The sequence below is a fragment of the Patescibacteria group bacterium genome, from assembly GCA_041650895.1.
Lineage (GTDB): Bacteria > Patescibacteriota > Patescibacteriia > 2-01-FULL-39-33 > 2-01-FULL-39-33 > CAISTG01.
Map to the genome: position 1 here is coordinate 686924 of JBAZKF010000001.1, position 26849 is coordinate 713772.

Annotated in this window: 21 protein-coding genes, 2 tRNA genes and 2 rRNA genes; 11 read left to right on the forward strand and 14 right to left on the reverse strand. The window is 44.3% G+C overall.

All coding sequences use genetic code 11. The annotated features are described in order from the left end of the window. Positions 1 to 75 precede the first annotated feature (75 nt). Entirely contained in the window at positions 76 to 648 is a 573-nt protein-coding gene (locus WC473_03480; GenBank protein ID MFA5124853.1) for a 3'-5' exonuclease, read from the forward strand. A gap of 106 nt (positions 649 to 754) precedes the next feature. Here the strand turns inward: WC473_03480 and WC473_03485 are convergent, their stop codons facing one another. From WC473_03485 to WC473_03530, 10 genes are all read right to left on the reverse strand, one after another. Beyond that, on the reverse strand, positions 755 to 952 hold the full coding sequence (locus tag WC473_03485; protein ID MFA5124854.1) for a hypothetical protein: 198 nt from the start codon (positions 950 to 952) through the stop codon (positions 755 to 757). Positions 953 to 1034: 82 nt separating this feature from the next. Beyond that, the gene (locus WC473_03490; GenBank protein MFA5124855.1) at positions 1035 to 2657 is read right to left on the reverse strand and encodes a hypothetical protein; all 1623 of its coding nucleotides are present in this window, start codon (positions 2655 to 2657) and stop codon (positions 1035 to 1037) included. An 11-nt stretch (positions 2658 to 2668) separates the two neighbouring features. Further along, complete coding sequence (locus WC473_03495; GenBank protein MFA5124856.1) at positions 2669 to 3442, reverse strand: hypothetical protein; 774 nt, start codon at positions 3440 to 3442, stop codon at positions 2669 to 2671. A gap of 58 nt (positions 3443 to 3500) precedes the next feature. Then, on the reverse strand, positions 3501 to 4793 hold the full coding sequence (locus WC473_03500) for a DUF6638 family protein (protein MFA5124857.1): 1293 nt from the start codon (positions 4791 to 4793) through the stop codon (positions 3501 to 3503). Between the two features lie 81 nt (positions 4794 to 4874). After that, complete coding sequence (locus tag WC473_03505) at positions 4875 to 6824, reverse strand: AAA family ATPase (GenBank protein ID MFA5124858.1); 1950 nt, start codon at positions 6822 to 6824, stop codon at positions 4875 to 4877. Next, a complete protein-coding gene (locus WC473_03510; GenBank protein ID MFA5124859.1) occupies positions 6814 to 8046 on the reverse strand; it encodes a hypothetical protein in 1233 nt (410 codons plus the stop codon). Before WC473_03510 ends, WC473_03505 begins: the two co-directional genes overlap by 11 nt. Positions 8047 to 8137: 91 nt before the next feature. Continuing rightward, positions 8138 to 9463 carry a hypothetical protein gene (locus WC473_03515; protein ID MFA5124860.1) on the reverse strand — a complete coding sequence of 442 codons (1326 nt, stop codon included), beginning with the start codon at positions 9461 to 9463 and terminating at the stop codon, positions 8138 to 8140. Between the two features lie 383 nt (positions 9464 to 9846). Next, positions 9847 to 10719, reverse strand: a complete 873-nt coding sequence (locus WC473_03520; GenBank protein MFA5124861.1) for a hypothetical protein — start codon at positions 10717 to 10719, stop codon at positions 9847 to 9849. Then, positions 10716 to 11510, reverse strand: coding sequence for a hypothetical protein (locus tag WC473_03525; protein ID MFA5124862.1), 795 nt, complete (start codon positions 11508 to 11510; stop codon positions 10716 to 10718). Before WC473_03525 ends, WC473_03520 begins: the two co-directional genes overlap by 4 nt. Beyond that, positions 11507 to 12235 (reverse strand): hypothetical protein, encoded by a 729-nt coding sequence (locus tag WC473_03530; protein MFA5124863.1) that lies wholly within the window; start codon positions 12233 to 12235, stop codon positions 11507 to 11509. The genes WC473_03525 and WC473_03530 overlap by 4 nt, the downstream gene beginning before the upstream one ends. A gap of 810 nt (positions 12236 to 13045) precedes the next feature. Between WC473_03530 and WC473_03535 the strand changes: the two genes are divergently transcribed. Together WC473_03535 and rrf are read left to right on the forward strand one after the other, a co-directional pair. After that, a 23S ribosomal RNA gene (locus WC473_03535) occupies positions 13046 to 16768 on the forward strand. 129 nt (positions 16769 to 16897) lie between these two features. Beyond that, positions 16898 to 17005 (forward strand): 5S ribosomal RNA (gene rrf, locus WC473_03540). Between the two features lie 149 nt (positions 17006 to 17154). Here the strand turns inward: rrf and WC473_03545 are convergent. From WC473_03545 to WC473_03555, 3 genes are all read right to left on the reverse strand, one after another. Beyond that, positions 17155 to 17598, reverse strand: coding sequence for a hypothetical protein (locus WC473_03545; protein ID MFA5124864.1), 444 nt, complete (start codon positions 17596 to 17598; stop codon positions 17155 to 17157). 62 nt (positions 17599 to 17660) lie between these two features. Further along, on the reverse strand, positions 17661 to 18290 hold the full coding sequence (locus tag WC473_03550; GenBank protein ID MFA5124865.1) for a hypothetical protein: 630 nt from the start codon (positions 18288 to 18290) through the stop codon (positions 17661 to 17663). A gap of 77 nt (positions 18291 to 18367) precedes the next feature. After that, positions 18368 to 18619, reverse strand: a complete 252-nt coding sequence (locus WC473_03555; protein ID MFA5124866.1) for a hypothetical protein — start codon at positions 18617 to 18619, stop codon at positions 18368 to 18370. Between the two features lie 113 nt (positions 18620 to 18732). On the opposite strand from WC473_03555, the gene WC473_03560 reads away from it, so the two are divergent. From WC473_03560 to WC473_03595, 8 genes are all read left to right on the forward strand, one after another. After that, a tRNA-Gly gene (locus tag WC473_03560) sits at positions 18733 to 18804 on the forward strand. Positions 18805 to 18894: 90 nt separating this feature from the next. Beyond that, positions 18895 to 19164, forward strand: a complete 270-nt coding sequence (locus WC473_03565) for a hypothetical protein (protein MFA5124867.1) — start codon at positions 18895 to 18897, stop codon at positions 19162 to 19164. Positions 19165 to 19170: 6 nt separating this feature from the next. Beyond that, entirely contained in the window at positions 19171 to 20127 is a 957-nt protein-coding gene (locus WC473_03570) for a GerMN domain-containing protein (GenBank protein MFA5124868.1), read from the forward strand. Between the two features lie 155 nt (positions 20128 to 20282). Next, a complete protein-coding gene (locus WC473_03575) occupies positions 20283 to 21176 on the forward strand; it encodes an EamA family transporter (protein ID MFA5124869.1) in 894 nt (297 codons plus the stop codon). Between the two features lie 25 nt (positions 21177 to 21201). Continuing rightward, on the forward strand, positions 21202 to 22221 hold the full coding sequence (locus WC473_03580) for a hypothetical protein (protein ID MFA5124870.1): 1020 nt from the start codon (positions 21202 to 21204) through the stop codon (positions 22219 to 22221). A 34-nt stretch (positions 22222 to 22255) separates the two neighbouring features. After that, positions 22256 to 23677 carry a flippase gene (locus WC473_03585; GenBank protein MFA5124871.1) on the forward strand — a complete coding sequence of 474 codons (1422 nt, stop codon included), beginning with the start codon at positions 22256 to 22258 and terminating at the stop codon, positions 23675 to 23677. A 6-nt stretch (positions 23678 to 23683) separates the two neighbouring features. After that, positions 23684 to 24979 carry an O-antigen ligase family protein gene (locus tag WC473_03590; GenBank protein MFA5124872.1) on the forward strand — a complete coding sequence of 432 codons (1296 nt, stop codon included), beginning with the start codon at positions 23684 to 23686 and terminating at the stop codon, positions 24977 to 24979. Positions 24980 to 24987: 8 nt separating this feature from the next. After that, positions 24988 to 25075: transfer RNA gene (locus WC473_03595), tRNA-Ser, on the forward strand. A 391-nt stretch (positions 25076 to 25466) separates the two neighbouring features. Here the strand turns inward: WC473_03595 and WC473_03600 are convergent. Further along, the gene (locus tag WC473_03600; protein MFA5124873.1) at positions 25467 to 26630 is read right to left on the reverse strand and encodes a hypothetical protein; all 1164 of its coding nucleotides are present in this window, start codon (positions 26628 to 26630) and stop codon (positions 25467 to 25469) included. Positions 26631 to 26849 lie beyond the last annotated feature (219 nt).

The window sequence follows — 26849 nt, forward strand, 5'->3', positions numbered from 1 at the left end:
AAAATTATTTTTCATTATTGTCGGAAAATTAATTAAGTTGAATTATTTTTTTTATTCCGTTAATATATTCATATTATGACAAACAACATGACAGCGGAACAATTGAAAGAAAAATACCAGAGCTTCCTTAAGACGGAGTTTACGGTTTTTGATCTGGAAACATCCGGTTTGGATCCACTGCGGGATGAAATTCTGGAAATCGCCGGCATTCGGTTGCGCGGCGATGAAGAATTGGCTCGTTTTGAAGCTTTAATCCGCCCCACTCGTCCGATTCCGCCGGAGGTGGAGAAGATTAATGGTTTAAATGAGATATACTTATTGGTCAATGGCCGACCCAGCAGTCAGGTGTTGGTTGAGTTTTTGTCTTTTATTGACGGCTCTATCATTGTCGGCCACAATATTAAAGAGTTTGATTGGCTATTTGTTTTGTCGCATATTAAACGCCACGTTTTGAATGCACCGCAACATAAAATGATTGATACTCTGGAGTTATCCCGTAAGTTGTTGTCTTTACCGCAATATAATTTAACAGCGGTGGCTCGCCATTTTGGACACGAAAATCGTAATGCTCATCGCGCTATGCCTGATGTGGAAGTCAACGCTAAAGTATTTGTTAATCTTATGGAGCAAATGCTTAAAGTTCAATAATTTGTAAATAGCATGTAATAAAATTTTAATCCCGGCCGTAAGCCGGGATTTTTAAGTAAAAATAAAACCGTTCCGACAGAAGCGTCGGAGCGGTATGGGAAAGTGCTTATTGTTGCCGGGTTACAGGGATGTTGAAAAGTTTGGCCACTGCCGGCAGAATTTTCGTTGTGATAAACGGCTTGACCTTGCCCATAAGGAAGGGCTTTACTGTACTGCGCCAGAAGGGCACCAGGTATTTTTCCGCTACCTTAAACTTGTATTCAACGAAGAGGCCGATAACCAGAATTGTAATGGCGACGAACATGATAGTTCTCCTTTGGTGACGAGTCGCTCTTAGCGGCTTCGTCTGTTTTTCACTAAAATTGTTTAAATGAACGATTAACCAGCTATTCCGCAGAAGTCGACGGAGCGGTCGTCGGCTCTACTCTTTCCGCTTGAGGCAGGCCCCCCATAACCGGCTTAAAGCTGACATTAGCTTCCAATTGATTCTTCCAAGCGCCAGAGTCGGCTGATTCCATCCAATAAACGCATTGGTTGGCTGCATCAGTCAATATCACATCAGGACGGTTGCCGGCGATATAGTGTTTAGGGTCATTACTGTCCAAGGTAACGACAGTGGTCAGCCAATAGAAGCGGATCTTATCGTTTACCCTGGTGATATAGGGCCGTTGCTCGACCGGTCGATTGATTGTCCAGTCAAAGAATTTATGATCGCCGATAACTTTATTGGTTACGGCGGTTACTCCCAGCATTGGTTCTTTCTGATGATGAGAAAAAATGAATATTTTACTCAAGCCGTCAGCCGGCACGAACAAAGAGACGGATAATCCTTGCGATTTTTCCGAGTAAGGCTGAAGCGAGAAGTAGTGATAAAGAGCGTCTTTGCCGCCGAGTTGCCCCAGACGGAAAAAGATAGTGAAGGGCTGATCGTTCATATCCTCGGGCATATTGGCGATTCTGACATCGCCGTTATGTATCCAAGGTAGAGGAGCGGATAGTCCTTTATGGAACTTGAAGCTTTCAGCAATGTAACGGGATACTTTATAAGACAAGACATTCTGTCCATCCAGGAATGGGTGGTTTTTCATTTTGGCCGGCGGCACATAATAGCCGCAACCGAACATGACTCGCCTGATGCTTTGCCAGACGTTGTCTGGCGATTGTTCAATTATCTGTACTCCGCCAAAAATCGGCCGTGGAAACAGTAATCCTTTCCAACGGATCAGTGGTACTACTTGCACCATCTTTCCAGAATCGTCTTTAAGGTAGATAACTCCGTCCGGTTCATAATTGAAGTAACGCCATAACCCGAAAGCGCGGCTGACGGCGGTGTAAGTATTTCTGCTCCATTTAAGGTTTTCTCCAGTTTCGAATTTGACGTTAATTAGGTTTTGCAACCCCCAATCCGGAGCCGGAGATGTGCCATCAACATTATAAACTTGGCGAATTCCAGAGAAGATACGGGGTAAAAGAGGAGTAGGCTCAATGCCCATAGTAAAACGGTATTGACTGCCGATCCGCACAAAATGCGGTTCAGCCGGTTGGACGTTGTCTTGCACTAATTCCCGCGCTTGCGAGAAAACAGAGTTAAGCGGTAAGATCCGCTCGTAAGCCGTTTCCGGTAATTGCTCCAATTCTACGAAATCATTGACTTTGTAGCAGTAATACTGCGCCAGATAGTGATGAATCGGCTTGCCGACCTCATAAATACCGAAGCCAATAAGCAGATAGAGTACTACTAACAGTAGTTTACCGCGCCATCGATATTTGCGGTACAGCCAACGGAAAATGCCTATGGCCGCAATAATCGCCAAGAAAGAACCAAAGAACTTTCTGACAGTAATGACGGATCCGTATACATACCCGCGAGCTATAAATAGCTCTAAGCCGGTTGCTATCAGGAGAATAGTAAAAATCAACCAGTGACGTTTAGCGAAATTCATTGACCAGACGGCGCTGTGTTTGAAAAGCCAGAAAAGCCGACCGTGTTTATCTTGTTTTTCACTCATGGTGCTATCTCCTATTCCCTTTCTTGGTCGGAGTTATTCACTACTCCTTCAGGGCTGCCAGGACTGCTTTCACCTCGGGCAAAAGCTTTTAGATTAGCTCTCGCCGCCCTTAAGCGTTCATCATTCAACGGAGTGGCTTTGGCCTTGTCGCCTACAAGATTAATGCTGGTTTGCACAGTTGCAAGTTCTTGTTGCAGGGCGGATAGCTCGGAAGTCGCCGTTGTTGCCGGCAGTTCTTCTGTTTCTGCAGGAGTCGCGGTAATAACCACTGGTTGTTCCGGCTGATTAGCCGTTCTAACTGCGTCTTTAAGGGCGCTTCGCCAATTGGCTAAACCGCCGGTTAAGTTATTCCACCAGTTTCTGGCTTTCTTTTTGGCTTCATTGCCGACTTGGATTTCTCCGGTTTCAATCCTGTCGATTACGTCTAGATGCTTCAGTAATCTTTCACGCTTGCCCAAGAGTCGCATAACCATGGGACCGCAATAGAAGCCGACCATCGTAAAAACGACAGCCATTAACAACAAGAAGGAATTGACTGCGGGGCCATGCACCATCATATAGAGGCATAATCGCCAATTAATGAAACCCAGAAGCAAGGCCGAGTAAAAGCGTCCTCGCGCTTTACGACCTAAGATGAAACCGGAGACTTGATCGGCCGGTAGGCGCTTACTGTGGGTCAGATTGTAAACGAAAGAGAATACAACTACCCCAAAGTATTTATCAAGACCGAACCAGACGATACCGAGAGCAGTGAACAACAGGGCATACGACAAAAAAATTAGCATGGTGATTCTCCTTGGTTCGCGGTTGGCAACCGCATTAGTTGAAAGTTATTCCTTTACGTTAATCAGTTAGTTCTTCCTTAGACGCTCTTTCTCTTAAGATGTTCATTTTTGGTCGGTAATGTTTCTTGAGCGTGGCGATGGCCCAGAGCTGTTTTGCTTTAGGCCAACCGTCATAGCGCTTATAGAACAGATTCTTATCGCAGATAAAAGTGATAAGCAGCCGCCAGGGCTGTAGTCGCGCAATCAGCATGCCGACCAATTCCCATATTTCTTCTTCCAGGTCCGGACGGGGTTGCAAGAGCAAAAGTTTAAGTTCATCTGACAATTCATCAAAACTTTCAACTTCGTTTTGTTCTAAGCGTTTGATCAGCCGTTCCAGATCTTTGTAGATTTTGGGAATTTTGGTGCCAAGGCTTCTCAGACGCGCCTTTTTTTGCGGTTCCGTCAAATGAAGATAATCAATTTCGGGATCGGCGGCGGAAAGGATATCAATCAGCAGGCAATCGCGTTTTTCTTCTAGGATTTCGGGGTGCTCCCGATACCAGGAAAGATTAACAGTGATCAGTCCGGCTTCTTCCAATCGATCGATTAAATGCTTGTTGGTCAATGGGAAAATGTCAATTTGTGTTGCTCGATTTTTTTTGGCCAGCTTGCCATCCTCAACAACCATGAAGTCTCCCCCCGGCAGATTACGGAAGACAAAAACGCCGTTAAGCGCCCGACTGTAAAAACAGCCTAATTTTTCGTAGCGCCAGTCCGGTATTTCTACCGTACGGTATCGCAAGTTGCCATACTTTTGAGCGCTAGCGATAAGCTGGCGGGTTAATTCCCTGTTAGCCCAGTTATTGCCGGGGGCAAGAAATTCTTCCGTCAGTTTTCTTTGATGTTGAGCCGCTTGAATCAAGTCATCGCAATAACTTATAACCGTGATATCTTCTACTAAAAGCAGATCCAGGATTGTTTCATAAGATGTCAGTTCCTGATCAATATCCAGGGCTATGCCGGAAGTCGTAGTGATATCCGCAATAACCTGGCGGAACTTTTTGAAGAACTCCGCCATCAGCGAACGATCAAACGAACTGAAGGGAAAGTAAATCGGTTTATGCTCTTGATCGGGGGAAAGAATTATTGCTAGTTGATTAGCCACGCCATGTGACAGATACAGCGGATTGCCGGTTTCTTGGGCGATTTCCGGCGACCAACCGATGCCATCAATGGAAAATGAGGTTAGTTGAGTCGGGGGAAGTCCCAATCGTTTAAGGCAATCGTTATATCTTTCAATAAGTTGCGGCGTGTCCACCAGAGTCAATCCTTGGCCGAATAATCCGGCATCAGCAAGTAATTTATCCATTTTATTCCTTTCAGTTCAACCCCGCCAATATTTTGGAGGGGGTTAGGTTTTTTACCATAACCCCCTCCGTTAGGAGAGGTCTTACTTGTGCGATTCCAGCCAGTTTTGGACTGCCTGGTTGGCTTCCAGTTGAATCATCATTTGTTCGCTTGCCCGTTCCACTTCGCGACGATGACCCAAGTCAACAATTGCTACCATATTGTCCAGGTAGCGCATCGCCTCTTGGAACCTGATTTCTGCGAACGATTTGCCTCGCATATTCTGTTGCATTAATCCTAATACCATAATCTTTTGTTGGTCGTAGGGTTGACGGAAAAATATTTCCGGATCGGACATCCATTCTTCAGGTAAGTCAAAGTCTAATAGCCGATCATCAACGGCCCGTTGAATATTGCGGGTGTCGCGCGAACTGAATTTGGGGAATTGTCTTTGGACTTCTTGATAGAGCTTAGCAAAAAACTTTTGTTCATTAATATCATGTTCTTTGTTCACTCGGTTGAAAATATCCAAAATAGTCCGTTCCCTGGGTTGCTGATAGCCGACGTAGGTCTCGGCCATACTGCCGATTAAACGTTGGGCAAATAAGTATTTGTAATCGTCAGGATCGGTCATGGCGATGAAAGCAGGATCGATTTCGGCGATGCGCTTCCACCATAGGTGGTCCTGATCCAGGAAATCTTGCCACGTTGTGGCTCCTTCAATTTTGAAGCGGGTCACGATACGCGACAGTAGAGCCGAATCCAGTTGGTCGGGAATATTAGTCAGAAAGAACACTACGGAGTTGCCTCGCCAAATAGCCGAAGCTCCTTCCAAATTGGTCAGAGCCGCACCGATAACCTCACGGACACCGGCAGATACGCCTTGGCGAGTCCTGTCTTCATAATTAACTTCAGCATCATCGGCCGGTCCGAAAGAAATCCTGTCAGGATTTAAGATACGTTGCCACCATTCCTCGGCCCGTTCTCTGGATCCGCCTTGGTAGGTAGAAACGATATTGGGGGGATGAGGATCAAATACATAAGGTAATTCCAACCACTGACAGAGATCATAAAGCATGGTGGAAAAGGCGCCAATCATCATGGTTTTACCCGTACCGGGAATGCCAAACCCTATGCTGGCGGTCGGCATACCTCCTAAATCAAACATGACGTTGCGTCTTTCCGCTACTTTATAACAAGCTGTGCGTACTGCCAATCGTTGAAAAAAGCGTTTGGCATCGCGATTGCCGACAATAGTGTTGATATCAACCCGCTTGAACTCCACGCTAATCGCGTTGTTTAGTCCGTTTTCAAAACCGGAAATGGTAAAATCTTCCCCTGCCAACTTGTAAGTTATATCGGTAAAGAATTGAGTGTATTCCAACGAGTCGCGACGCAGTTTGATTTCATCCAGTGCTCCTTTAGCCGCCACTTGGACGGCTTTGAGCAGATCCAAATCATTCCTGACTTTTCCTGATTCCTGGACGAATTTTCCCATATAGACTAGCAGGCAGTTAAAACCGCGCAGATAGTCGGTCAGACAGATTTCCGGATAGCCCGGAAAGTCCATGGATAGGGAATCCAACTTTTCACCCTTGTAACGCGACAATGACCAAAAGACGAAAGAGGCGAAGCTGAACTGGGCGACGGCCGCAGCCGTTGCCAGTTTTTTGGAAAACTCCGCTTTTTGCCCTTCATTCAGTCGTTGGCGCGAATTGTCATCAAGCAGTTTAGCCAATCCCGAACTTTTAGCATACATCTCCACCACGTAACAGCCAATGCCGATTCCCGTGTATAAGGAGTTAAGCAGTTGGTTGACGTTGCCTGAATTAATTGTTCTGTTGGGATTGTATGGTTTAACGAGCTCCAGCCAATTGATTCTTTCCTCCATCGGCGCTGATTCGCTAAACTTTAATCCGCCAGCGGTCGAAGGAGGTGTTAGCGGCTTCTTTGGCAGCCAACCGGCGTTTTTTATTAATTTGTCGGCAAAAGCATCAAAAGATCTGAGTTGCTCTGCCGTAATCGGCACGCAGGATCCGTTTTTATCTCCCATTAATCAAGTCCTCCCCGTTAAAGGTTATGTATTTGAAGCTGGCAAATCCCAACTCGGAGAGTTGGTGATCATTGACGGCTTGTTGCAATAAACAATGAGGCAGAATGCAATAATGTCTGACTGCGGAAACGTGCCGTTGCTGGCATTCCATGGAGAGTTCGTTGATCTTAAAAACTTCTCGGACTTTGCGCCGCAAGGGCCGGCCATAGACTTCTTGCCGTTCGGAAATAACTTCTTCTTCAGTCAGCAATAAGACAAAGTCGTCTTCTTTCCGGCTGAATTCCGTCATAATCCGACACCAAGCTTCTTGCCATTTGTCAGTGTTTGCTGACAGGTTATCGCAAAGGAACTTGGAATATAACGGCCCTAAACCGATACGCCTGATAATTTTAGGATGGATATTAACCAAACGATCATCAATATCCAAAGCCAGGATTCCGAGCTGGGGAGCCCGCGAGCCGACATTGGTAATGATGTGCAAGAATTCTTTCCAGGTTTGCCCGTACTCTTCCAATGGTTCGCAATCATTGTCATGTTCAAAATTCATCAGATATAAGTAGGGGCGGTTAGTGGTAAAATCAAAACAAGCCCAAGCGAAACTGTAACATCGCGCCTTAGGATTGTCTGATTTTAACGCTGTCAATTCTCCAGCCGTAAACGGCAGGAATAATTTGTCCTCCGCTAACATGGAAAAATAAGATCTTTCGCCTAAAATCGCCAGAATATCTTCTGCTTCAGTCAGTTGATTGAACATGTATTCCAGCGCTGTCCTTTTCAGACGGTCCGATCCGGGCAAACTAGCCAGTCGTTCATCGCGTTGCAGATAGTCAATCCTTAGATTATCAAGCTCAATAAAATTAGGAAAGCCGGACTCGGTCAAGTCCACTCGCAGGCGATGCTGGTTGTTGTGGATATATTTCATTCTTAGGCATTCCATGGTGTAAGAAAAACGTTTTAGAAAATCAATAATGATGCCGGTTTGATTATCGGCGTTGTTGCCGATTTTATGACACCAGGATAGCAGAATTTTTATTACCCGGAGCTGCTGAGCGAAATACTTGACGTATTTGTCAGTATCTTCCAGTAAGGCAAAATCCATACTGCCTCCATCAGTAAAATCTCCGCCGACTAAGCTATTGAGCTCGTCAGCAGATCGTCTTAAATCAGCGGGGGTAATATTAACCGTACTTAATCCTTGGCCGAAAAATGATAGTCCTCCCATAACAACTCCTTTCATGGCCGTTAGCCATACTGAAAGAAAAAGGAGGAGATCCAAGATTAAGGATCTCCTCCGTTGCGTGTAGTTGTGTGTATTATTTACCCTCATCTCCTCCGAAGAATGATTCTTTTCTCAGATCAAAACCGTAGTTTTTTTGAAACAGTTCAATTTGTTCCTCTACGTCATTTCTGAATTGTCGATCCTGTTGATTGGAAGCCGCCATAATTTCGTGGTAGAGTTTGAGCCACTCCGGTATTTCTTGAAGCGCTTTAACCAACGCTTTTTGGGCCGCGGCTCGGATTTCCGCCATACTGGCCATACTTCTGGCGTCAACTCCCCGGCCGGCTTTGTTCAATTCTTCGGCCGTCGCCAAATCTTGATGGGATTTAGTGGCTTCCAACCAGGAACGCACCGTTGTCTGGCGGTATTCCACCTGTTTGGTGATCATGGCTTGCCAGGTGAGATTGATGGTCAGAAGGTCATTAAGTGTTTGGACATGAAGGTCCAATTGATGCGCAAAGTTTTGCGCTTCCTGGGCGATTGCCATACAAATATTATATTTGCCTTGCAAGGCATTCAGTGATTGCTTCAAATCGGAAGTTTTCTGGTCTTGCTTGGCAAAGCCTTTGTCTGTCCTATCCATTGTTACCAATGTCTGTTCGGCCTCGGCCAACTCACCTTTGAGCGCGACAATCTGTTGGTCAAGTCTTTCGCAAGCTTCGTTTGCTTGCGTGTGGGTTTCAAACGCCGCCCGTTTCTGCGCCTTGTCTTGTTCCAGTTGCATTTTCTGTGACTGAGCGCGAGCTTGCATGGCTTTCAAAAGCCGACCGCAAGCCAATTTGTAAGCCGTCAGACTATCTTCAATGGTTGCGTTGCTGAGGCGATCGCGCATTGCCTTATTGATACGTTCTTTGGTCGCCGCTTCCAATTGTTGGGCCGACGCTAAGTCAGTCTGGGCGTTGCGGATGGCGCTTTGGCGGAACAAACGTTTGGCCTTGGCCTTGGCTAAGGCAAGTTCAGCCTCTTTAATTCTGTTTCCGGCTTGTACCAGGGACGCCTGTTCTTGTGGCGTCATTTCTTTGAGTTGGATTACCTCGGCTCCCAATCCTTCCAGTATGATATTGAGACTTGCCATCATGCCGGCCAAGTCCGTTTTTTCTTTGGCCAAACTGGCGCGAACTTGCTCCCAGTCGGCCTTCTTTAAGCGACTCTTGATGTCTATACTAAGAGTCGGACCTTGGCTTTTGGTGGCTGTTTCCAGACCTTGTCGCATATCGCCAAGTATGGCGTTGATATCAAAGCCCAAATTTATTGATGCCGGTTCTTGCTCCAACTTTTGGCTGGCGGTATCCAAATTTTGTAGCATACTATCCAAGAAATTAGATCCGTCAACTCCACCGCCCGTTTGTTCTGTCGTCATGATTACAGCTCCTTGTTGTCGCCGGCCCGCTAAGCGGCGCGACTTTTGGTTGTTTCTAACAGTTTAATCGCCAATAATACTTGAGTGTATCTTGGTGTTACCTAATTTACTTTTTCCTCCTTATTTTTAAAGCTATTAAGTTGTCAAAGTCCGCACCCTTACGCCAAATTCTTTGGCATAAAGCGATTGATTACCTTAGCAAAAAAAATAATATTTGTCAACTAATTTGTCATAATAATAGAAACAGTCTCGGATTAAAGTAGTCATTTAGGCATTTTTTGTTTAAATTTAGATAATTTTTGTGGTTATTCTCTAACTTTTTAGTAATTTTTTGGCATAAAAAAGCCGACCAGGCAAGCTGGTCGGCGTAAGGTGCTGATTGTTTATGAGCCGAAGCCGTTGGCGTCGGGCCCTTTTGGTTTGCTCCGTCCCGCCTTCCGCGTCATCCTCGTTTTCTTCGGGCCGTCTTTCGATTCCCCTTCCGGCTTATCAACGGGTTGCTCTGGGGGTTGCTCCGGGGCGGGATCGGCGGTAGCAGCAGCGCCGTTGGCGGTAGCAACAGCCTGGCCGGCCGGAATGTTTTTTACCGTATCAGTTCGCTCGTAAGCGGTTTGATCTTCCGGACAGCTTTGTAACTGATCCCTTATTTCGTCATAATCCCTCTGTAATTCGTTAATCATCGTTTGCAGCTTCTCATTGTCTTCCCGTTGCTTTTTTAGAGTCAACTGGTACTCGCGATACTTGCGATAGGAGAATAAGGAAACGAAGTAAGCAACGATGATCGGCAATATCAGCCACCACGAGAAAAGTAACAGAATAAGCAATAAGCTGGCCATCCCTAGGGCCAGACCGGCAACCATACCGTGGATTATTGCGCCCATTAAACAGACAAAAATTGCGCCTAACAGACTACTGATAACACCGTAGCCAAGCTCCATTTCAATAGACTTAATAACGGCTTTAGCATTCTCTTCTCTGTACTCTTGGTATGTCGGGATAGGGAACCCCTTAATCTTTTTGGTGATGTTTTTTTCCCATAGGTAACTCCATAGATAATCATGCGCATGGAGACATTCCATCCACCACTGGGGCGGTAACCAGAGAACTTTGAAACTCCACCAGTGGTCGTGTCGTTGTTTGATGCTATTAACCAGGACTATGACCGGTATGGTCGACCAAGTAAAGAGCGTTAATGAGCCTATCAATATTCCGATGTAGAGAGAGTGCCAAAGGCAAAGAGTGAGCAGAGTGTTCATTGTTCGTCCTTTCCTGTTGGGGGCGGTGTTTCTTTTTTCTTTTTCGTTGTTGGCTGTTTTCTGGTGTGCGTTGGTTTGTTCTTTGGCTTATTATCTAGCGTCTTTTTGGGGGTATCCGCTCGTTTCTGTCTCGGTGGTCCTATATTCTTCGCACAAACATTGGTAACAGCGGTAGTTTGATCAGTCGTATTAGCCTCTGTTTCTTCTAATCGTTTGCGCAAATCATTAACGCAGTCACACATTCTTTCGCTCATAGCTATCAGCTGGTTCATAGTTGTCAGATTCTCGTCATATCTTTTTTTCTTTTCTTGGATTGATTGACATTTGTGATGAAAAAATCGGTAAATGAGATAGGTAATAATGATCGGAAAAGTCAGCCACCATAGATAGCCCAGTAACAGACTGGCCGTCACCAAAGCCAGACTGACGGCCGTGCCGCAGGTTACTGCTATTATCAGACAAGAGAGAAGTACGGCGAAAAATCCGTCAATGACCTCGTCTTTCGTTACCTCATTGATAGCTCTAATTATCTCCTTAGGTCTTGCGTTAGCGTACGTTTGGTAGGTTCTGATATCACCAATTATCCAAGGGAAACAGTCTATTATGTAGTCGATGGCATAAAAGCAGGCCATCCACCACCATGGAGGTAACCAGTCAACCTCGAAAGGTCGTCGGCGGTTATGACGTTGTTTGATACCATTGACCAAGACTATGGTTGGGAGAACCGAATAAGCAAAAAACGTCAATGCGGCTACTAACGTGCCGATGTAAAAGATAGTTAACGCGTTCATTGTTCGTCCTTTCCTGTTGGGGGCGGTGTTTCTTTTTTCTTTTTCGTCTTCGCTCTCGGCCTTCCGGCGCGCGTCGGCTTTTTTGGGTTTGGGGAGGCGTTGGTTGTTGCAATTGACGTTGCTATAGCGAACAGCGCTGATTTCAATTCTATAATCTCCTCGTCAATAACCTTTTGCCTAAGCTGATAGCTTTTGATAGCGCGCCAAATAATGTAAGCAACTCCGCCGATCAGCCATAACCACCAAGTGTATTTGAGTAGTAAGCCGATTATCGAAACAATCATAAGCAGTAATGTGCCGAATGAAAACAAGAGAAGCCAGGTGCCAGCCGCGACCATTGCCGGGAGTAATACTCCTAATACAAACGTAATAAAAATCATTGCACTAAGTGAGATATCCAGAGGGTGCTCATTAAGCAGTCTCTTTTTACCGCATTCTACCCAGCCGTCCAGCGTCTCATTGAAATTATCTTTGACTCCCGAGGTGAAAAGAATAATGTAGTAATAAATAAAAGCATGATAAGCGATTAGCCAATCGGGTGGTAGCCAAACAGCTTTATAATCTTTCCGACGGAATCGGCATTTGGCGCCGTTTACGATAATAACCAGTAAATGGATGAAAAAGGCTGAAAAAATGGCAAAAAATGCCAGTTCGGTGCCAAGCCGTACCAGATGATCAAAGTATAACGAAAAAGTCCAACTAATTGCTAAAAGTAACATTTCCATGATGTTCTCCTTGCCTTTTATGGCTGTTTTGGTTTGCGCAGTAATGTTTTTAAGTTTTGAATGTGCCGATCTTCGTACCACAATATCATATAAGCGGTGAAAAGTCAATGGTTAGTGGAGAAGTTGGGGAAAAGTCAGCAGTTTCATTATATAAGTCAGAAAATAAAGGAATTGGGAGACAGAAGCTATTTTTTGATTGATCTGTTTGGTTTTTGTCGACAAAGTTATAAAACTTGTTTAAATTTAGGCAAATTATTCATTAATTTTGTCTTGCCGCGTGCTTATTTATCCGTATATTTTCTATTTTTTTATTTATCTCTTGACATTGTATAAAAAATAACATATAATTGTAGACATCTGACTGACACCGTTGAATAACTGAAGATTCGGCTTTGCAGAGCCAAAATTCAGCTTAGTTTGTCTCTTTAATCCATAAATGCCGGAGGGCATATTGGAAAGGAACAATAATATGAGATTAAACATCACCAATAATTCTTCTCCAAGTCAAACGGACTAACCTTTTTAGTGTCCGCCAGAACCGCTTGGAGAAAGCGGTTTTTTTGTTAGCTTCCGAATCCGATCGATAATGGAATTTATCGCTCAAATTGCGGAAGTTAATGTCAAATATCCTGAACCTGGGAACATTGACAACTGAATAGTGTATAGTAAAGAAATGGGTAATTTAATGTCGCGCCAAAATTTATGGGCGTGGCAGCGAATTGCAATTATTAATGAGTACATACTTTTAGTATTTTAGTAATAAAATACAAAATAAGGAAAAACTCTTTTTAAGAGTTATCCAGATTCTTGCGATTAAACATTAAGGGCGAATGGTGGATGCCTAGACATCAAAAGGCGATGAAGGACGTAGCAGCCTGCGAAAAGCTTCGGGGAGGTGGCAAGCAACCTTTGATCCGGAGATATCCGAATGGGGAAACCCGGCGCGGCAAACCCGCGTCATTTGTGACTGAATTCATAGGTTACAAACGCAAACCCAGCGAAGTGAAACATCTCAGTAGCTGGAGGAAAAGAAAAAATTGAATCCTTAGTTCCGTTTTCTGCGTAAGCAGAACACGGATCTATGGATTGCATTCCGCGAGTAGTGGCGAGCGAAAGCGGAGCAGCCTAAACCTTAGCAGTGTTGACGGTGTGAAACTTTTCCCGCAAGGGGAAGGCGTAGCGCCGGCATAAAGGAGTGCCCGTTGCTGCTTTGGGGTGATGATTATAACTTTCGGATTGCACTTATATCCGAGCGGAATAAAATTTTTAGCGGAACGGTTTTGGAACAGCCGGCCAAAGCGGGTGAAAGCCCCGTACGCGAAAAGAATCGTACTTCCGTCGTTATAATCTAGAGTACTACAGGACTCGTGAAATCTTGTAGGAATCCGCCATGACTATATGGCAAGGCTAAATACTTTTGATGATCGATAGCGAACAAGTACCGTGAGGGAAAGGTGAAAAGCAGCCCGGTTAGGGCGATGAAATAGTATCTGAAACCATTTGCTTACAAACGAGTCGGAGTCCAAGGTCGTAGCAATACGAATTCTGGATGACGGCGTTCCTATTGAAGAATGAGCCAACGAGTTTATTCTGCGTTGCTTGCTTAATCCCTTCGGGGAGAAGGCATAGTGAAAGCGAGGATTAATAGTCCGAACAATTGTAGCGCGGATAAGACCCGAAACGAAGTGATCTATCCATGGCCAGGGTGAACCAGATGTAACAGTCTGGGAAGGCCCGAACCCACAAGCTGTGCAACACTTGGGGATGAGCTGTGGATAGCGGAGAAATTCCAATCGAACTTCGTGATAGCTGGTTCTCCTCGAAATAGCTTCAGGGCTAGCTTCGAAAATAGACCCGGGGGTAGAGCACTGAATGAGGACAGGTCCGCAAGGTTACTGTCTTCAATCAAACTCCGAATACCGGTAATCTTTATTTCGGAAGTCAGACTATGGGCGCTAAGGTCCATCAGTCAAAAGGGAAACAGCCCAGATCGCCAATTAAGGTCCCTAAATCTATGTTAAGTGTAAAAGGTGGTATCAAGACCGCGACAACCAGGAGGTTGGCTTAGAAGCAGCCATCCTTTAAAGATAGCGTAATAGCTCACTGGTCAAGTTTTCTTGCGCCGAAAATGTATCGGGGCTAAACATAGTACCGAAATTGCGAATTCTATATTTATATAGAGTGGTAGAGGAGTGTTCTTAGCGGAACGAAGCCGTAGCTGTGAGGCGCGGTGGACTGCTAGGAAGTAAGAATGTTGGCATAAGTAGCAAGAATCTAGATGAAAATTCTAGACACCGTAAATCCGAGGTTTCCTGGGCAACGAGAATCGACCCAGGGTTAGCCGGTCCTAAGACGAGGCCGAAAGGCGTAGCCGATGGACGAGCAGGTTAATATTCCTGCGCTGGCTTGATTTTCCGAAGGAGTGACGCATCAGGGGAGATATATCGTCCTATGGCTATGACGATGACGTTAGTAGTTGTGATCGGTAGGCAAATCCGCCGATCATTAAGCAACGAATACGCCAGCAGAGGAAGCCGCAAGGCGGACTCAATTATATTAAACCGAGTGCCATGAAAAACTTCTAGGGCTAAGATCAAGGCAACCGTACTTAAACCGACACAGGTGGATGAGGCGAGTAGCCTCAGGTGTATGAGAGAAACTTCGCTAAGGAACTCGGCAAAAAATCGGCCGTAACTTAGGGATAAGGCCTCCCCAAATTTATTTGGGGCGCAGCTAAAGATGTCAAGCGACTGTTTACCAAAAACTTAGGTCCCTGCTAAAGCGCAAGCTGATGTATAGGGGCTGATGCCTGGCCAGTGTCTGAACGTTAAGAGGAGAGGTCAACCGGTTTACCGGGGCAGCTTTGAATTGAAGCGCAGATGAACGCCGGCCGTAACTATAACGGTCCTAAGGTTTTGCATCGGAAGCATTCGGATGCAAAAGGACTGGGACCGTTATCTATTAACGCTACCTCTTCTTATAGTAATATAAGAATGGTCCAAAAATACTTAGCCATATGCTGGGAAAATCGGCAAAACTATGGTAAAATTATACCATAGAAAATAACTTAATTTATGCCGATTAATCAGCAGGAAAGGCTAAAATTCGAGCATTGGATAGTTGGTTTTACTGATGGCGAAGGCTGTTTTTCAGTCAGCATCATCAAGAATCACACTACCAAGTCAGGATGGCAGATTTTTCCTGAATTTGTGATTACACAGGGAGAAAGAAGTCTTAAGGCGCTGGAAAAAATTAAAAAATTTTTTCGGTGCGGTAAGATTTATATCAACCGTCGGAAAGATAATCATCAAGAGAATCTTTATCGTTATTGTGTAAGATCAGTCAGTGACTTATCTGAAATTATAATTCCATTTTTCTCCGCTCACCGGTTGCAAACAGCCAAAGCGGATGATTTCAAAAAGTTTATCAAGATAATAAAATTGATAAAACAAGGAAAGCATCTCAAAGAGAATGGAAAGATACAAATCGCCAGGATCATTGAACAAATGAACCGTCGAACGCCAGCTCGATTTTTAGAATCCCCAGAGACCAAACGCTAAGCATCCCATCGGGATGAAGATAGAGTCCTAAGAAAGGAAACTTAGAGCGAAATTCCTTGACGGGTAAGTTCCGTCCCGCACGAATGGCATAACGACTTGACAACTGTCTCAGCGAAGTACTCAGCGAAATTGCAAGGGAGGTGAAGATGCCTCCTACCCGTGGTTAGACGAAAAGACCCCGTGAAGCTTTACTACAACTTTGCACTGAATTGTGATCTAATATGTTTAGAATAGGTGGGAGCCTTCGGGCGCCAGTGAAATACCACCCTTATTATATTATAATTCTAACTTCCTCCCGTAATCCGGGAGAGGGACAGTGTATGGTGGGTAGTTTAACTGGGGCGGTTGCCTCCCAAAATGTAACGGAGGCGTTTACAAAGGTTGGCTAGCTCCGGATGGAAATCGGAGTGATAGCGCAAAAGCACAAGCCAGCTTTACTGCGAGACCTGCAAGTCGAGCAGTTACGAAAGTAGAATTTAGTGATCCGACCATTCAATGTAGGATGGTGGAAGCTCATCGGATAAAAGCTACTCCGGGGATAACAGGCTAGTCTGGTCCAAGAGTCCATATCGACGACCAGGTTCGGCACCTCGATGTCGGCTCGTCGCATCCTGGGGGTGGAGAAGCTCCCAAGGGTTTGGCTGTTCGCCAATTAAAGCGGCACGCGAGCTGGGTTCAGAACGTCGTGAGACAGTTCGGTCTCCTATCTACCATGGGCGCAGAAATTTGAGAAGGCCACTTCCTAGTACGAGAGGACCGGAAGTGACGAACCTCTAGTGTACCAGCTGTTCTGCCAAGGGCATCGCTGGGTAGCTACGTTCGGTTAAGATAAACGCTGAAAGCATCTAAGCGTGAAGCTGTCTTCAAGATTAGATTTCATTAAACCCCTTCGAGACGAGGAGGTTGATAGGTCGCAGGTGTAAGCGCAGTAATGCGTTCAGCCGAGCGATACTAATGGTTTAGTTTAATCGCAAGAATGGATAACACCCCGCTAACCGGTTTCCGGTTTGTCGGGACATGCGATTCGCTGTCACACCCATGAGTTTTGCGGCACAAGCCGCAACGATTCATAAACATTTCTTTACTGATTTAGCTATAGAATTTCCGTGGCTCTAGCGGGGGTGATACACCTGATCCCATCCCGAACTCAGCAGTTAAGACCTCCAGCGCCGATGATACTCCTTGTGGGGAAAGTAGGCAGCCGCGGGTATTGTGTAGCTAAATCGCCGTAACTGTCGAAAACCTCGACAGTTTTTTGTTGAATAAAAAAAGAGCGAATTTATTCGCTCTTGATAAAGTGCTGTTTGGGGTTATGATTTTGTTTCAATTTTACATAATTCTTTTATTGGCCCGATCACCTTATAAGCCGGTTTTTTTTGGTCCGGGATATTGGCCGCCTTTTTTGAAAGGGTGGTGATTCAGCCAGTAAGGATCTTCGGCTTGTAAAGGATCTTCGGCTCTCTCTTCAGATCTCTCTAGATCGTCTCTAACCGGTGGTTTACATCCTAATTGATCGGCGATTGAAGCATCCAACTGTTTTTGATGTTCTTTTTTTGCCTCCACTATCGCTTGTTTGGCGGATTCGGATATTGCAAAAAACGGGCAGCGGGTGACAGTCAGAGCAATATCAGCTCCTTTGCAAAGTTTGTATAATTTCTTAGCCACCGGGCAACCTTCCGGTTGGTCGGATTTCAAATCGTCGCAATTCAAACAAAGACATTCCTCTCGTCTAACTGATTCAGTAGTCGGATTGACCCAAACATTTTTGTTATAGTGTTGCTCTCTTGCTGGCTGTTCTTTCATAAGATTTGGTCTCCGAAGCGCATGTCGCTAGCGCGGTTTTTCTATCTTGTTATTGGATTAATCTAACCTCTTTCCCATGGTGATTTATTCCGCCTAAATCGCAATCCACCTCGCTGGCGTTCTTCATAGACCCTGGCTGATTTTTGGACTATTCTATATCTCTCTACTTCGCAGGCAGTTTCATAATCATTAAATTCTTCAATAGATTTAAAATTACTTTTCATTATAGCAATCGCTTCTTCTATTGTCGGGATAATCAAGCCATAATGGCCGATGGTTTTTTTGGTGAAATCAGGGTTGACTTCGTCCGGCCAGATCAGAATGACATAATGAACTGGTATGGTTCGTTTGATTTTCAGGTTAGAAATCGCAAGATCGGCATTCTTAGTTTTGCCGTCTTCGTAACCAATGAATAATCCTTCGCGACCCCTTACAATTCGTTCTTCATGGCAACGATAGAAATAACCAAGTTCCGGACCAATGCCCGGCATGGGAAATCCCGGCACCAGCGAAACCATCATCAGTGATTGCGCCAGTATAGCATCATTATGCGCTTGGTAGTCATCGCCTTTGTAGTCTTCCCAGTCATAGATCCTTAAAGCAGGAAAGGCGGCTTTAATTTGTGCTCGATAAGGCATTGGTGCGTGGCGATCCGACGGACCACCTAGGAAAATGTCGTATTCAAATGGCATGGCTTATTCTCCTTTGAGTCTTTCTTTATTACAATTTTATTACAGTGATTAGATTGTTGCAGAATTTTATGTAATTTTTAAGCATACCTGTTTATCTCATCTTCTTCCTCTTCTTCGGCAGTGGGCCCGCCACATTCAGTAACCGGCCCTTCGCATATAACACAGCCGCCGCCGTCATCAATGGGGATGCAATAATTTTCTGGTCGACAGCCGGCGCAGAGACAGAATTGGCCATAATATTCAGGATGCAGACTACTATCACAAGTAAACCATTCCATTATTAATTCGTCGGGAGTTTTCTTTTTCTTTTTATTTTTTCTTGGGCTCATCTATTACCTCCTTCCCAAGGTTTGTCAAGGTTCAGTCCTTGAATAGTAAAGGTTTAATCGGTTTTTGTCAATCTTGATTGTTTAGTTGATTTATGTTAATATAACCGCAGATCGCAGGTATCATATAACGGTTATTATCCCAGTTTTCCAAACTGGTGACAGGAGTTCGACTCTCCTTACCTGCTTGATTTAAAACCGCCCTTGGGGCGGTTTTTATTGTCTTTTGATTTATTCCCCCTTGACTGATAAGTATTTTTAGCCTAAATTGAAACTATATGGAAATAATCATCTCCTCGGCAATTTATGTCTTTTATGTCTTACTGATCATCGCGGCGGTAATCTTTTTTTGGGGTAACCAATTGTTTGGTTTGGTTATGTTCTCCCTGTTGTTTTTGAGCGCTTGCACCTTGATTTATTATTTGAGTCGCAATATTGACGGTGAACCCGCCATTTATATGAGGAAATTAATGATTTTTTCTTTTCTTGCGGGTTTGGCCGTAATGTTATATAATTTGGCCAAGCTGATATCATCTAATTATTTATAAAAATATATGACTGAAGAGGAAAAAATCCAATCCGCCCTGCCTCTTGACAATCAATCGGATAATCAGGGATCATCAGCTTTGCCGGTTGCCGATGTTATTGTTTCAACGGAGGAAGCGGTCTTGCCGGAAGCTAAGGCGGAAGCCGAAGGAGCAGAAGAAGCGATTACTGAAGAGTCAAAAGGACTAACCGAAACATTAGAGACAGAAGTATCTTCAGATGCGGAGAGTGGAGCGCCAATAATTGAAACCGAGAATCAGCCGGAATCGCCGGACAGCCCGGAAATGACAGAAGTGGTAATACCATCAGAACAGGTCAAGAAAGATGAAGAGCCTAAATCGGATCGGCCGCAACCGAAAACCATTATAGCTGCGGTGGTGGCCTTACTTATCGTTGTCGCAGTCGTTTGGTTGATTGTCAGTAGTATGAATCAGGATAAAACAGTTGACGGAGACGGAACGGTAAAAGTTTCTACAGCGCTGGAAAATGGCAAAGTTAGCATTATTGAAGAAGTGCCGGATGAAATCCAAGTCAATGTTACTAGCGATGATGTGCCGGTTTGGCCTAAGATAAAAATTATCGCCTATTACGGCAACACGGTCAGCAATCCCAATTCCAATGATTGCTCCAAGGTGGAGCCGTTGGAAAGGGAGGTTGATGATAAGTTTGATTCCAATATTGTGAATACGGTTATCGGCTTATTACAGCCGTTGTCATCCACGGATAAGGCTGCTGGATATTATTCCGCTATCCCCTTGGGAACTCGCTTAAAGTATGTTAAGATTGATGATGATGGCACGCTGGAAGTGAATTTTGATTCCCAACTTGATAAGGCTGCCGGTTCTTGCGCTGTTACCGCTATTAGAGCGCAAATCACCAATACTTTGATGCAGTTCGCTCAAATCCAGTCAGTCAGGATCTGTATTGATAGTAATTGTCAGCAAGATCAGATCCTTCAGCCATAATAGTAACTTGCTTTCGGCTCCCGCTATCTGTCGTGCCGGCGGGAGTCGTTTTTTGTTTGGCTTAAAACAGCAGATTATGTTATGATATATGAGTTAAGGGCTAATAAATTTATAAAGCCATAAGAATAATTTGCAATTTAATTTATATTTTTTCTATGCTTTGGTTGCCTATTACTATCCTTTCTTACGCCTTAAACGCTGCCGCTTTGGCAACGGATAAATTCTTACTTAATAAAAAGATTCCTAATCCAGCCGTTTATACTATTATTATTTGTTTTCTGGGTGTTTTGGCGTTAGTGCTTTTGCCGTTTAATTGGATGCCGCCGACTGGCTCGCAATTAGTTTGGGAGTTAATTTCCGGTTTTTTATTCGGCGCCGGAATTTATTTAATGTTTGTTGCTTTGAATAAGGGCGAGGCCTCGCGCATCATTCCCTTTCTGGGCGGTTTGCAACCCTTAATCGTTTTACCCCTGGCCTGGTTGTTTGTCGGCGAGTCTGTTTCCGGCAAATTCTTGTTGGCTTTTATTATTATTATTATCGGTACAGTATTAATCTCTTATGGCAAGGGCAAAGCCAACAAAACCGCTTATTACGCTGCTGTTTTTTCTGCCATACTTTTTGCCGTATCGTTGATTATTGCCAAGTATGCCTATAATTCCCAAGGCAGTTTCATTACGCCGTTTGTTATGACGCGCGTCGGTTCATTGATATTCGCTTTATGCTTGTTTGCCTGGCCGCGCAATCGCCGTGCTTTTTGGGCTGTGGTGCGTCATCCTCAAGGCCAGACTAGCGGGCTCTTGATTTTCGGGCAAGTTTCCGGCGCTTTAGCTTCAATTTTGATTAATTTTGCTATTGCCATTTCTGTCGGTGCGACCGCTATCATTAATGCTTTGCAGGGATTACAATATGCTTTCTTATTGCTTATCGTCATAGTGGTGCAGAAAATTTGGCCCGGCGTTCTGAAAGAAAGAATGACCAGTAAAATCATGTGGCAGAAAATTATCGCCACGGCTTTTATTATTGCGGGCTTGGCTGTTTTAGCCCTATAAAATAATTAGAAGTTTATTAAACATTATGATATTTTTTTTCCGTCGCCATTGGTTTTTACTAATAGTTTTTCTGATTTTTTTGGCTTTAGTCAGCGCCATAGCCGGCAGTTACTTTTTTGATTTTTCCCGAACACGAATGGAATGGGGCGTCACTTTTTCTTCAGTCTATGCGCAAACCGAACTGGGTTTGGATTGGCAAGCGGCTTATTTAGCCATTTTGGATGATTTGCAGGTTGATAACATTCGCTTGTCCGCTTATTGGAATCAGATTGAAGCAGTTAACGGCCGTTATGATTTTAAGGATTTGGATTGGCAGATCAATGAAGCGTCTAAGCGCCAAGTGAAAATAGTTCTGGCAGTGGGCCGTCGTCTGCCGCGCTGGCCTGAATGTCACGACCCTGAGTGGCTCAAGGATTTAAAAGCGATTGACGCTGAGGAAGCCCAACTTAAATTTGTTCAAGCGGTAGTCAACAGATATAAGGATAATCAGCAGATTAAGTATTTCCAAGTGGAGAATGAGCCGTTTTTGTCCACTTTCGGCATCTGTCCACCGCCCAACAGGTTGTTGTTGAAAGAAGAAGTCGCTCAAGTAAAGAAGCTTACGGCCAAGCCGATTTTGGTCACTGACAGTGGTGAGCTATCAACTTGGTGGTCTATTTCCCATGTTGGAGGAGAGATTTTAGGTACAACCTTATATCGCGTGGTCTATAATCCGCAGGTCGGTTATTTTCGTTGGTTTACTCCCCCGGCGTTTTATTGGTTGCGCGTTCAACTGATAAAAATATTGACGCCGATTCAAAAGGTCATTGTGGCGGAGTTGCAAGCAGAAAGCTGGCACAAGCCCAACATCAATTTGGCCCAGATGTCTTTGGCCGATCATAATCTGTCATTAAGCCTGAATCAGCTGAAAGAAAATATTGCCTTTACTCGTCGTGCCGGTTTTGACGAAGCGTATTTATGGGGCGCGGAATGGTGGTATTATATGAAAACAGGAAAGAACTATCCGGAATATTGGAATGAAGCAAAAAAACTTTGGGTCAAATAATATTTTTTCAGTTATTAATTCGTAATAGATTATTATGGGTTTAGCGGCAAAAATCGCTCAGAATACTTTTTGGCAAATCGTCGGCAAATTTGCCGGTACGGTTTTGGGTTTGATTACCATCGCCCTGATGACACGCTATCTGGGTCGTGAAGGATTCGGCTATTACACCACCATTATTTCTTTTTTGCAGTTTTTCGGCGTCTTGATTGATTTCGGCTTGCAGATGGCCACGGCGCAGATGCTGTCCCGTCCAGGAGTTAATCAGCATAAAATTTTTGCCAATATCCTGACGGTCCGTCTGCTTTCAGCCATAGTTTTCTTGGGTACGGCATCGGCTTTAGTTTGGTTTTTGCCCTACCCATTGGCCATTAAACTGGGTGTTGGCGTCGCTTCGTTTTCTTTTTTCTTTATTTCCTTGCAATCGGTTTTGATCGGTTTATATCAGAAGCAAATGGCTATGGCTGAAGTGGCAATCGCCGAAGTCTGGGGCAGATTCATTCTACTGCTGGGCGTTTGGCTGGCTGTTATGCTGGATTGGGGTCTTTTGGCTGTTATCGTCGCCGTGTCTTTGGGCAGTCTGGTGAATTTTCTATACTTAGTCATCGGGGCGCGCAAACATCTGATCTTAAAACTGGAAGTTGATTTTAAGGTTTGGCGGCAAATCTGGGATGTGTCTTGGCCGTTAGCCGTTACCATTTCTTTGACCTTGGTCTACTTTCGCGCTGATACGATTATTTTGTCTTTGGTTCGCCCGGCCGAGGAAGTCGGTATTTATGGTGCGGCCTACAAGGTGTTGGAGACACTGATTCAATTTCCTTATTTGTTTCTGGGTTTGATTTTACCGCTTTTAACCGAGTTTTATTTGACCAGTAAAGTGTTATTTGAAAAGACTCTACAGAAATCTTTTGATTTTATGGCTATTTTAGCCGTACCTATGGTTATGGCCACTTGGCTTTTGGCAGAGAAAATTATGGAGTTTGTGGCCGGCGCTGATTTTGTTATTGCCGCCGGGCCATTAAGGATTTTGATTGTGGGAGCAGCCATGATTTATTTCGGCGCTTTGGCCGGCTACGCTATTGTGGCTTGCGGCTTACAGAAAAAAATGATTTGGTTTTATCTTTTTGACGCTGTCTTTTCTTTAGCGGCTTATTTGATTTTTATTCCTATTTTTTCCTATTGGGCCGCGGCGATTCTTACTCTGGCGACAGAAACAGTTATTGCTCTGTCTGCTTTTTATGTCTTGCGTCGGGAAACCAAGGCTAGGATTAATTTATGGGTTTTGGGTAAATCCCTCTTAGCTTCGTTAGTTATGGGTTTATGCCTTTATCCGCTGTTGAACCAAAATATTTTGACTTTAGTGATTATCGGCGCAGTTATTTATTTTCTCGCTCTTTATTTGCTTAGAGGTTATGACAAGCGCGAGGTAATGGATATGATCAAATTAAAAAAAATATAAAATTATATGGTCCCAATGTTTTTTCTCGGCTTAGCCGCTATTCTTTTTTTCTTTTTGGCGTATTATCGTCCGCTTTGGTCCGCTTACCTGATTATCGCTTTATTGCCGACTTATGTCGTGCGTTTTCAAATCCTGACTATTCCTTTTACTTGGTTGGAAGCGATGGTGCTGATTTTATTCGTGGTTGTTTTACTGAAAAGGAATTTTAATTGGCAAGTTATCAAGTCTGACCCTCTATTTTACCCAGCCTTGGCTGTTCTGGTTGCCGCTACGGTTGCGGTTTTTGTTTCACCTTTGCCATTGAAGGCCTTGGGCGCTTGGAAGGCTTATTTTTTGGAGCCGATTTTATTTTATTTTATTTTGATTTCATTGATTACTGTCCGACGGCAAATAGAAGGAGCGTTCTGGGGCTTGGGTTTGTCAGTGCTTTATATGGGGTTGATTTGTTATGTGCAAAAGTTTATTGGCTGGGGAGTACCCCAAGCGTTTTTGACTGCCAGTGGCAGTGTTGACCGGGTGGTCGGTACTTATGGTTACCCTAACGCCTTAGGATTGTTTTTTGGGCCGATTATTATTGCTTTTGTCGGTTTTTTATTTTATCGCAATCAGGATTCATTATTGCTTTACCTGTCCAACCGTCAGCGGCAGTGGCTGAAGTGGCTAGTGATTATCGTTGGTTTCAGTGTTATCGTTCTGGCGCAATCGGAAGGAGCCATGCTGGCTGTTTTGGTGGTTGGTTTTTTGTTGCTTTTATTCAATCGGCGTTCCCGCGCCTATGCCTTGATATTTTTGGCCTTTTCCGTTATAATTGTTTTGCTCAACAGCGGCTTACGCGAGTTGATTTGGCAGAAAATATCATTGCAGGATTATTCCGGCTTTATCCGCCGGTTGATTTGGGGTGAAACCTGGCAGATGATCAAGGATCATTGGCTTTTTGGCGGCGGCTTGGCCGGTTATCCGGCTTCCATTTTACCTTATCATACCCATTGGTTTGAGGTTTTTCCTTATCCACACAACATTCTGCTTAATTTTTGGAGTGAAACAGGGATTTTGGGCATCGGCGCTTTTTTGTGGCTAACGGGTAAGCTCGTTTATGATAACTTGAAGAATATTTTTTCCATTGTTTGGCGCTATAGCCAAGAATGGCCGTTTGATAAGATCGCCAGCGTGGTTTTTCTGGCTGTAATTCTGGAAATATTGATTCACGGCTTAGTAGATGTGCCTTATTTTAAAAATGATTTATCCCTGTTAGTTTGGATACTTCTGGCCGTATCAACGTTGAATATCAGGTATAAGAAATGATTTATTTTGGAGAGGTGTCTGAGTGGTTGAAGGTACCGCTCTCGAAAAGCGGCAGGGGTTTATAGCCCCTCGGGAGTTCGAATCTCCCCCTCTCCGCATAGTGAGATTTGCCCGATTTTCGGGCAGAAGTTTCAGAATTCGCCAACCAGTTTTGGCCTGAAATTCAAATTTTTTGGCTTCCAAAATGAAGTTCGAGCCGATATTTTTCCAGGTTCTTTAGTGGTTTTCAATCCGAAAGGACGGGCGGATGGAGGGGTTGGGGGAGGAAATTCGCCCGCTCATCAATTTTTGGGGGTGAAATCGGTTCGAATTTTTTTGTAAACACACCATAAACTAAAACAATATAAAAAGACCTGACTTTTGCAGATCTTTTTATATTGTTTTATGGTTAGGGCGGACATACCTACCGGCGGACAGGCGGGACGGAGGGGATTTTAGAAAAAATAAAAACGCCATCCGAGAAAACCCGGATGGCTGGATATGTGTTTTATGCGAGTTGCAGTTGGACGGCGCGGCGATTGACCAATCCGCCATACAATTTTATTTGTTTCGCACTCATGGCGGATTGGAAATCATTGATCGCTTCCAGGGACTCGCATTTAGCGACGGCCGCAACAAACCAAGAGTCGATCATTACTCGTTCATCTTGGCTATATGATAGCCATTCTTTTGAAGTTACCAGGCGTTCGACTTCCCCCAGATTAGTACAGAGCCCCAGCAACTTCTTGAGCACTATTTTTGTTATGGTTTGCGATTGCTCTTCAATTGCATCGCTTAGGCATTTATAAGTGATATTTCGAGCTCTGTTAGCCAAGCAAGCAAGAAGATCTAGATCGTCCGTTGCGGCACAAGCGTTCTCAATGATTCGCGCCTCCGCAACGGCAATTTTCTTACCGAGTAATTCTCGTCGTTCTTCTCTCTCGCCTCTTTTGGAATAGAAGTTTCTGTTGGTATCGGTCCTCTCTAAGATTTCGACAATCTTCTGCATGACGCTGTCGATCTGTCCTACCATTTCAAGTGTTGTTACTTGATCCAGTTCGGCAACACACTGATACAATAGTCCGTTATAGTTGCAGTCCAAGTTGAATAAACGGATCAACTCAAACTTCTTGGAAACATTCGGCGCCGAATCGATGTAGGCGCGTTTGGCGCTGTAGTCAAACCGCATCTTGCCGACTAAGTCAAGCAGTTCGCTAAATTCTTGGAAACTACTACAACTACTGCCGGAAACCAGACACGCGTATTTCAGCTCGTTTTCTTCCTCCCATAACGGCAGGGGGCTCTTCCCCGGCCAGTATTCTCTGATGTCATCGGCCGAAATGTTTTTGACAAGTCGCTGCCGGCAATTCTTGTCTTGAGCGGCAATGTAGTTGAATAGGTTGACACCCTTCTCCTCGCATAACCGCTTGGTCGCTTGGAACTCCTCCAGCTCGCGTTGCTCTCGCGCCCGCTGTTCTTGTTCCTTTTGTTCGGCTTGAGCAGTCTCCTCCCCCAGTGTTTCAGTGGTTACCCGGATGCTTTCCGGAGTAACTTCTGGTTGCCATTTCGATTTTTCGGTTTCCTGCGTGTTTTTCGTGCGGGTGAACCACCCCTGCAAGTAACCAAACATCACGACTCCAGCCACAATACAAATTATCGTTGCATATACCATGTCCGTTCTCCTTGTAGTGGCGTTCTAAGGCCACGTTTTGAAAGGCCGATATTCCATACTTTGGAATATATAATTATAGCATATGGATATTATTTTGTCAATATATTTATCCACAGATTAATTATATTTTCTCTAAATTTAGCTAAAAAATTATTATAAATTATTAAAATTTATCTAATTTTAGTTGAAAACTGGTGAAAATCTTACCTAATCAATTTT

Excerpts from the sequence above, each read along its gene's own strand:
- WC473_03480 (MFA5124853.1), top strand. The coding sequence starts at position 76 with ATGACAAACAACATGACAGCGGAACAATTGAAAGAAAAATACCAGAGC.
- WC473_03485 (MFA5124854.1), bottom strand. The coding sequence starts at position 952 with ATGTTCGTCGCCATTACAATTCTGGTTATCGGCCTCTTCGTTGAATAC.
- WC473_03490 (MFA5124855.1), bottom strand. The coding sequence starts at position 2,657 with ATGAGTGAAAAACAAGATAAACACGGTCGGCTTTTCTGGCTTTTCAAA.
- WC473_03495 (MFA5124856.1), bottom strand. The coding sequence starts at position 3,442 with ATGCTAATTTTTTTGTCGTATGCCCTGTTGTTCACTGCTCTCGGTATC.
- WC473_03500 (MFA5124857.1), bottom strand. The coding sequence starts at position 4,793 with ATGGATAAATTACTTGCTGATGCCGGATTATTCGGCCAAGGATTGACT.
- WC473_03505 (MFA5124858.1), bottom strand. The coding sequence starts at position 6,824 with ATGGGAGATAAAAACGGATCCTGCGTGCCGATTACGGCAGAGCAACTC.
- WC473_03510 (MFA5124859.1), bottom strand. The coding sequence starts at position 8,046 with ATGGGAGGACTATCATTTTTCGGCCAAGGATTAAGTACGGTTAATATT.
- WC473_03515 (MFA5124860.1), bottom strand. The coding sequence starts at position 9,463 with ATGACGACAGAACAAACGGGCGGTGGAGTTGACGGATCTAATTTCTTG.
- WC473_03520 (MFA5124861.1), bottom strand. The coding sequence starts at position 10,719 with ATGAACACTCTGCTCACTCTTTGCCTTTGGCACTCTCTCTACATCGGA.
- WC473_03525 (MFA5124862.1), bottom strand. The coding sequence starts at position 11,510 with ATGAACGCGTTAACTATCTTTTACATCGGCACGTTAGTAGCCGCATTG.
- WC473_03530 (MFA5124863.1), bottom strand. The coding sequence starts at position 12,235 with ATGGAAATGTTACTTTTAGCAATTAGTTGGACTTTTTCGTTATACTTT.
- WC473_03545 (MFA5124864.1), bottom strand. The coding sequence starts at position 17,598 with ATGAAAGAACAGCCAGCAAGAGAGCAACACTATAACAAAAATGTTTGG.
- WC473_03550 (MFA5124865.1), bottom strand. The coding sequence starts at position 18,290 with ATGCCATTTGAATACGACATTTTCCTAGGTGGTCCGTCGGATCGCCAC.
- WC473_03555 (MFA5124866.1), bottom strand. The coding sequence starts at position 18,619 with ATGAGCCCAAGAAAAAATAAAAAGAAAAAGAAAACTCCCGACGAATTA.
- WC473_03565 (MFA5124867.1), top strand. The coding sequence starts at position 18,895 with ATGGAAATAATCATCTCCTCGGCAATTTATGTCTTTTATGTCTTACTG.
- WC473_03570 (MFA5124868.1), top strand. The coding sequence starts at position 19,171 with ATGACTGAAGAGGAAAAAATCCAATCCGCCCTGCCTCTTGACAATCAA.
- WC473_03575 (MFA5124869.1), top strand. The coding sequence starts at position 20,283 with ATGCTTTGGTTGCCTATTACTATCCTTTCTTACGCCTTAAACGCTGCC.
- WC473_03580 (MFA5124870.1), top strand. The coding sequence starts at position 21,202 with ATGATATTTTTTTTCCGTCGCCATTGGTTTTTACTAATAGTTTTTCTG.
- WC473_03585 (MFA5124871.1), top strand. The coding sequence starts at position 22,256 with ATGGGTTTAGCGGCAAAAATCGCTCAGAATACTTTTTGGCAAATCGTC.
- WC473_03590 (MFA5124872.1), top strand. The coding sequence starts at position 23,684 with ATGGTCCCAATGTTTTTTCTCGGCTTAGCCGCTATTCTTTTTTTCTTT.
- WC473_03600 (MFA5124873.1), bottom strand. The coding sequence starts at position 26,630 with ATGGTATATGCAACGATAATTTGTATTGTGGCTGGAGTCGTGATGTTT.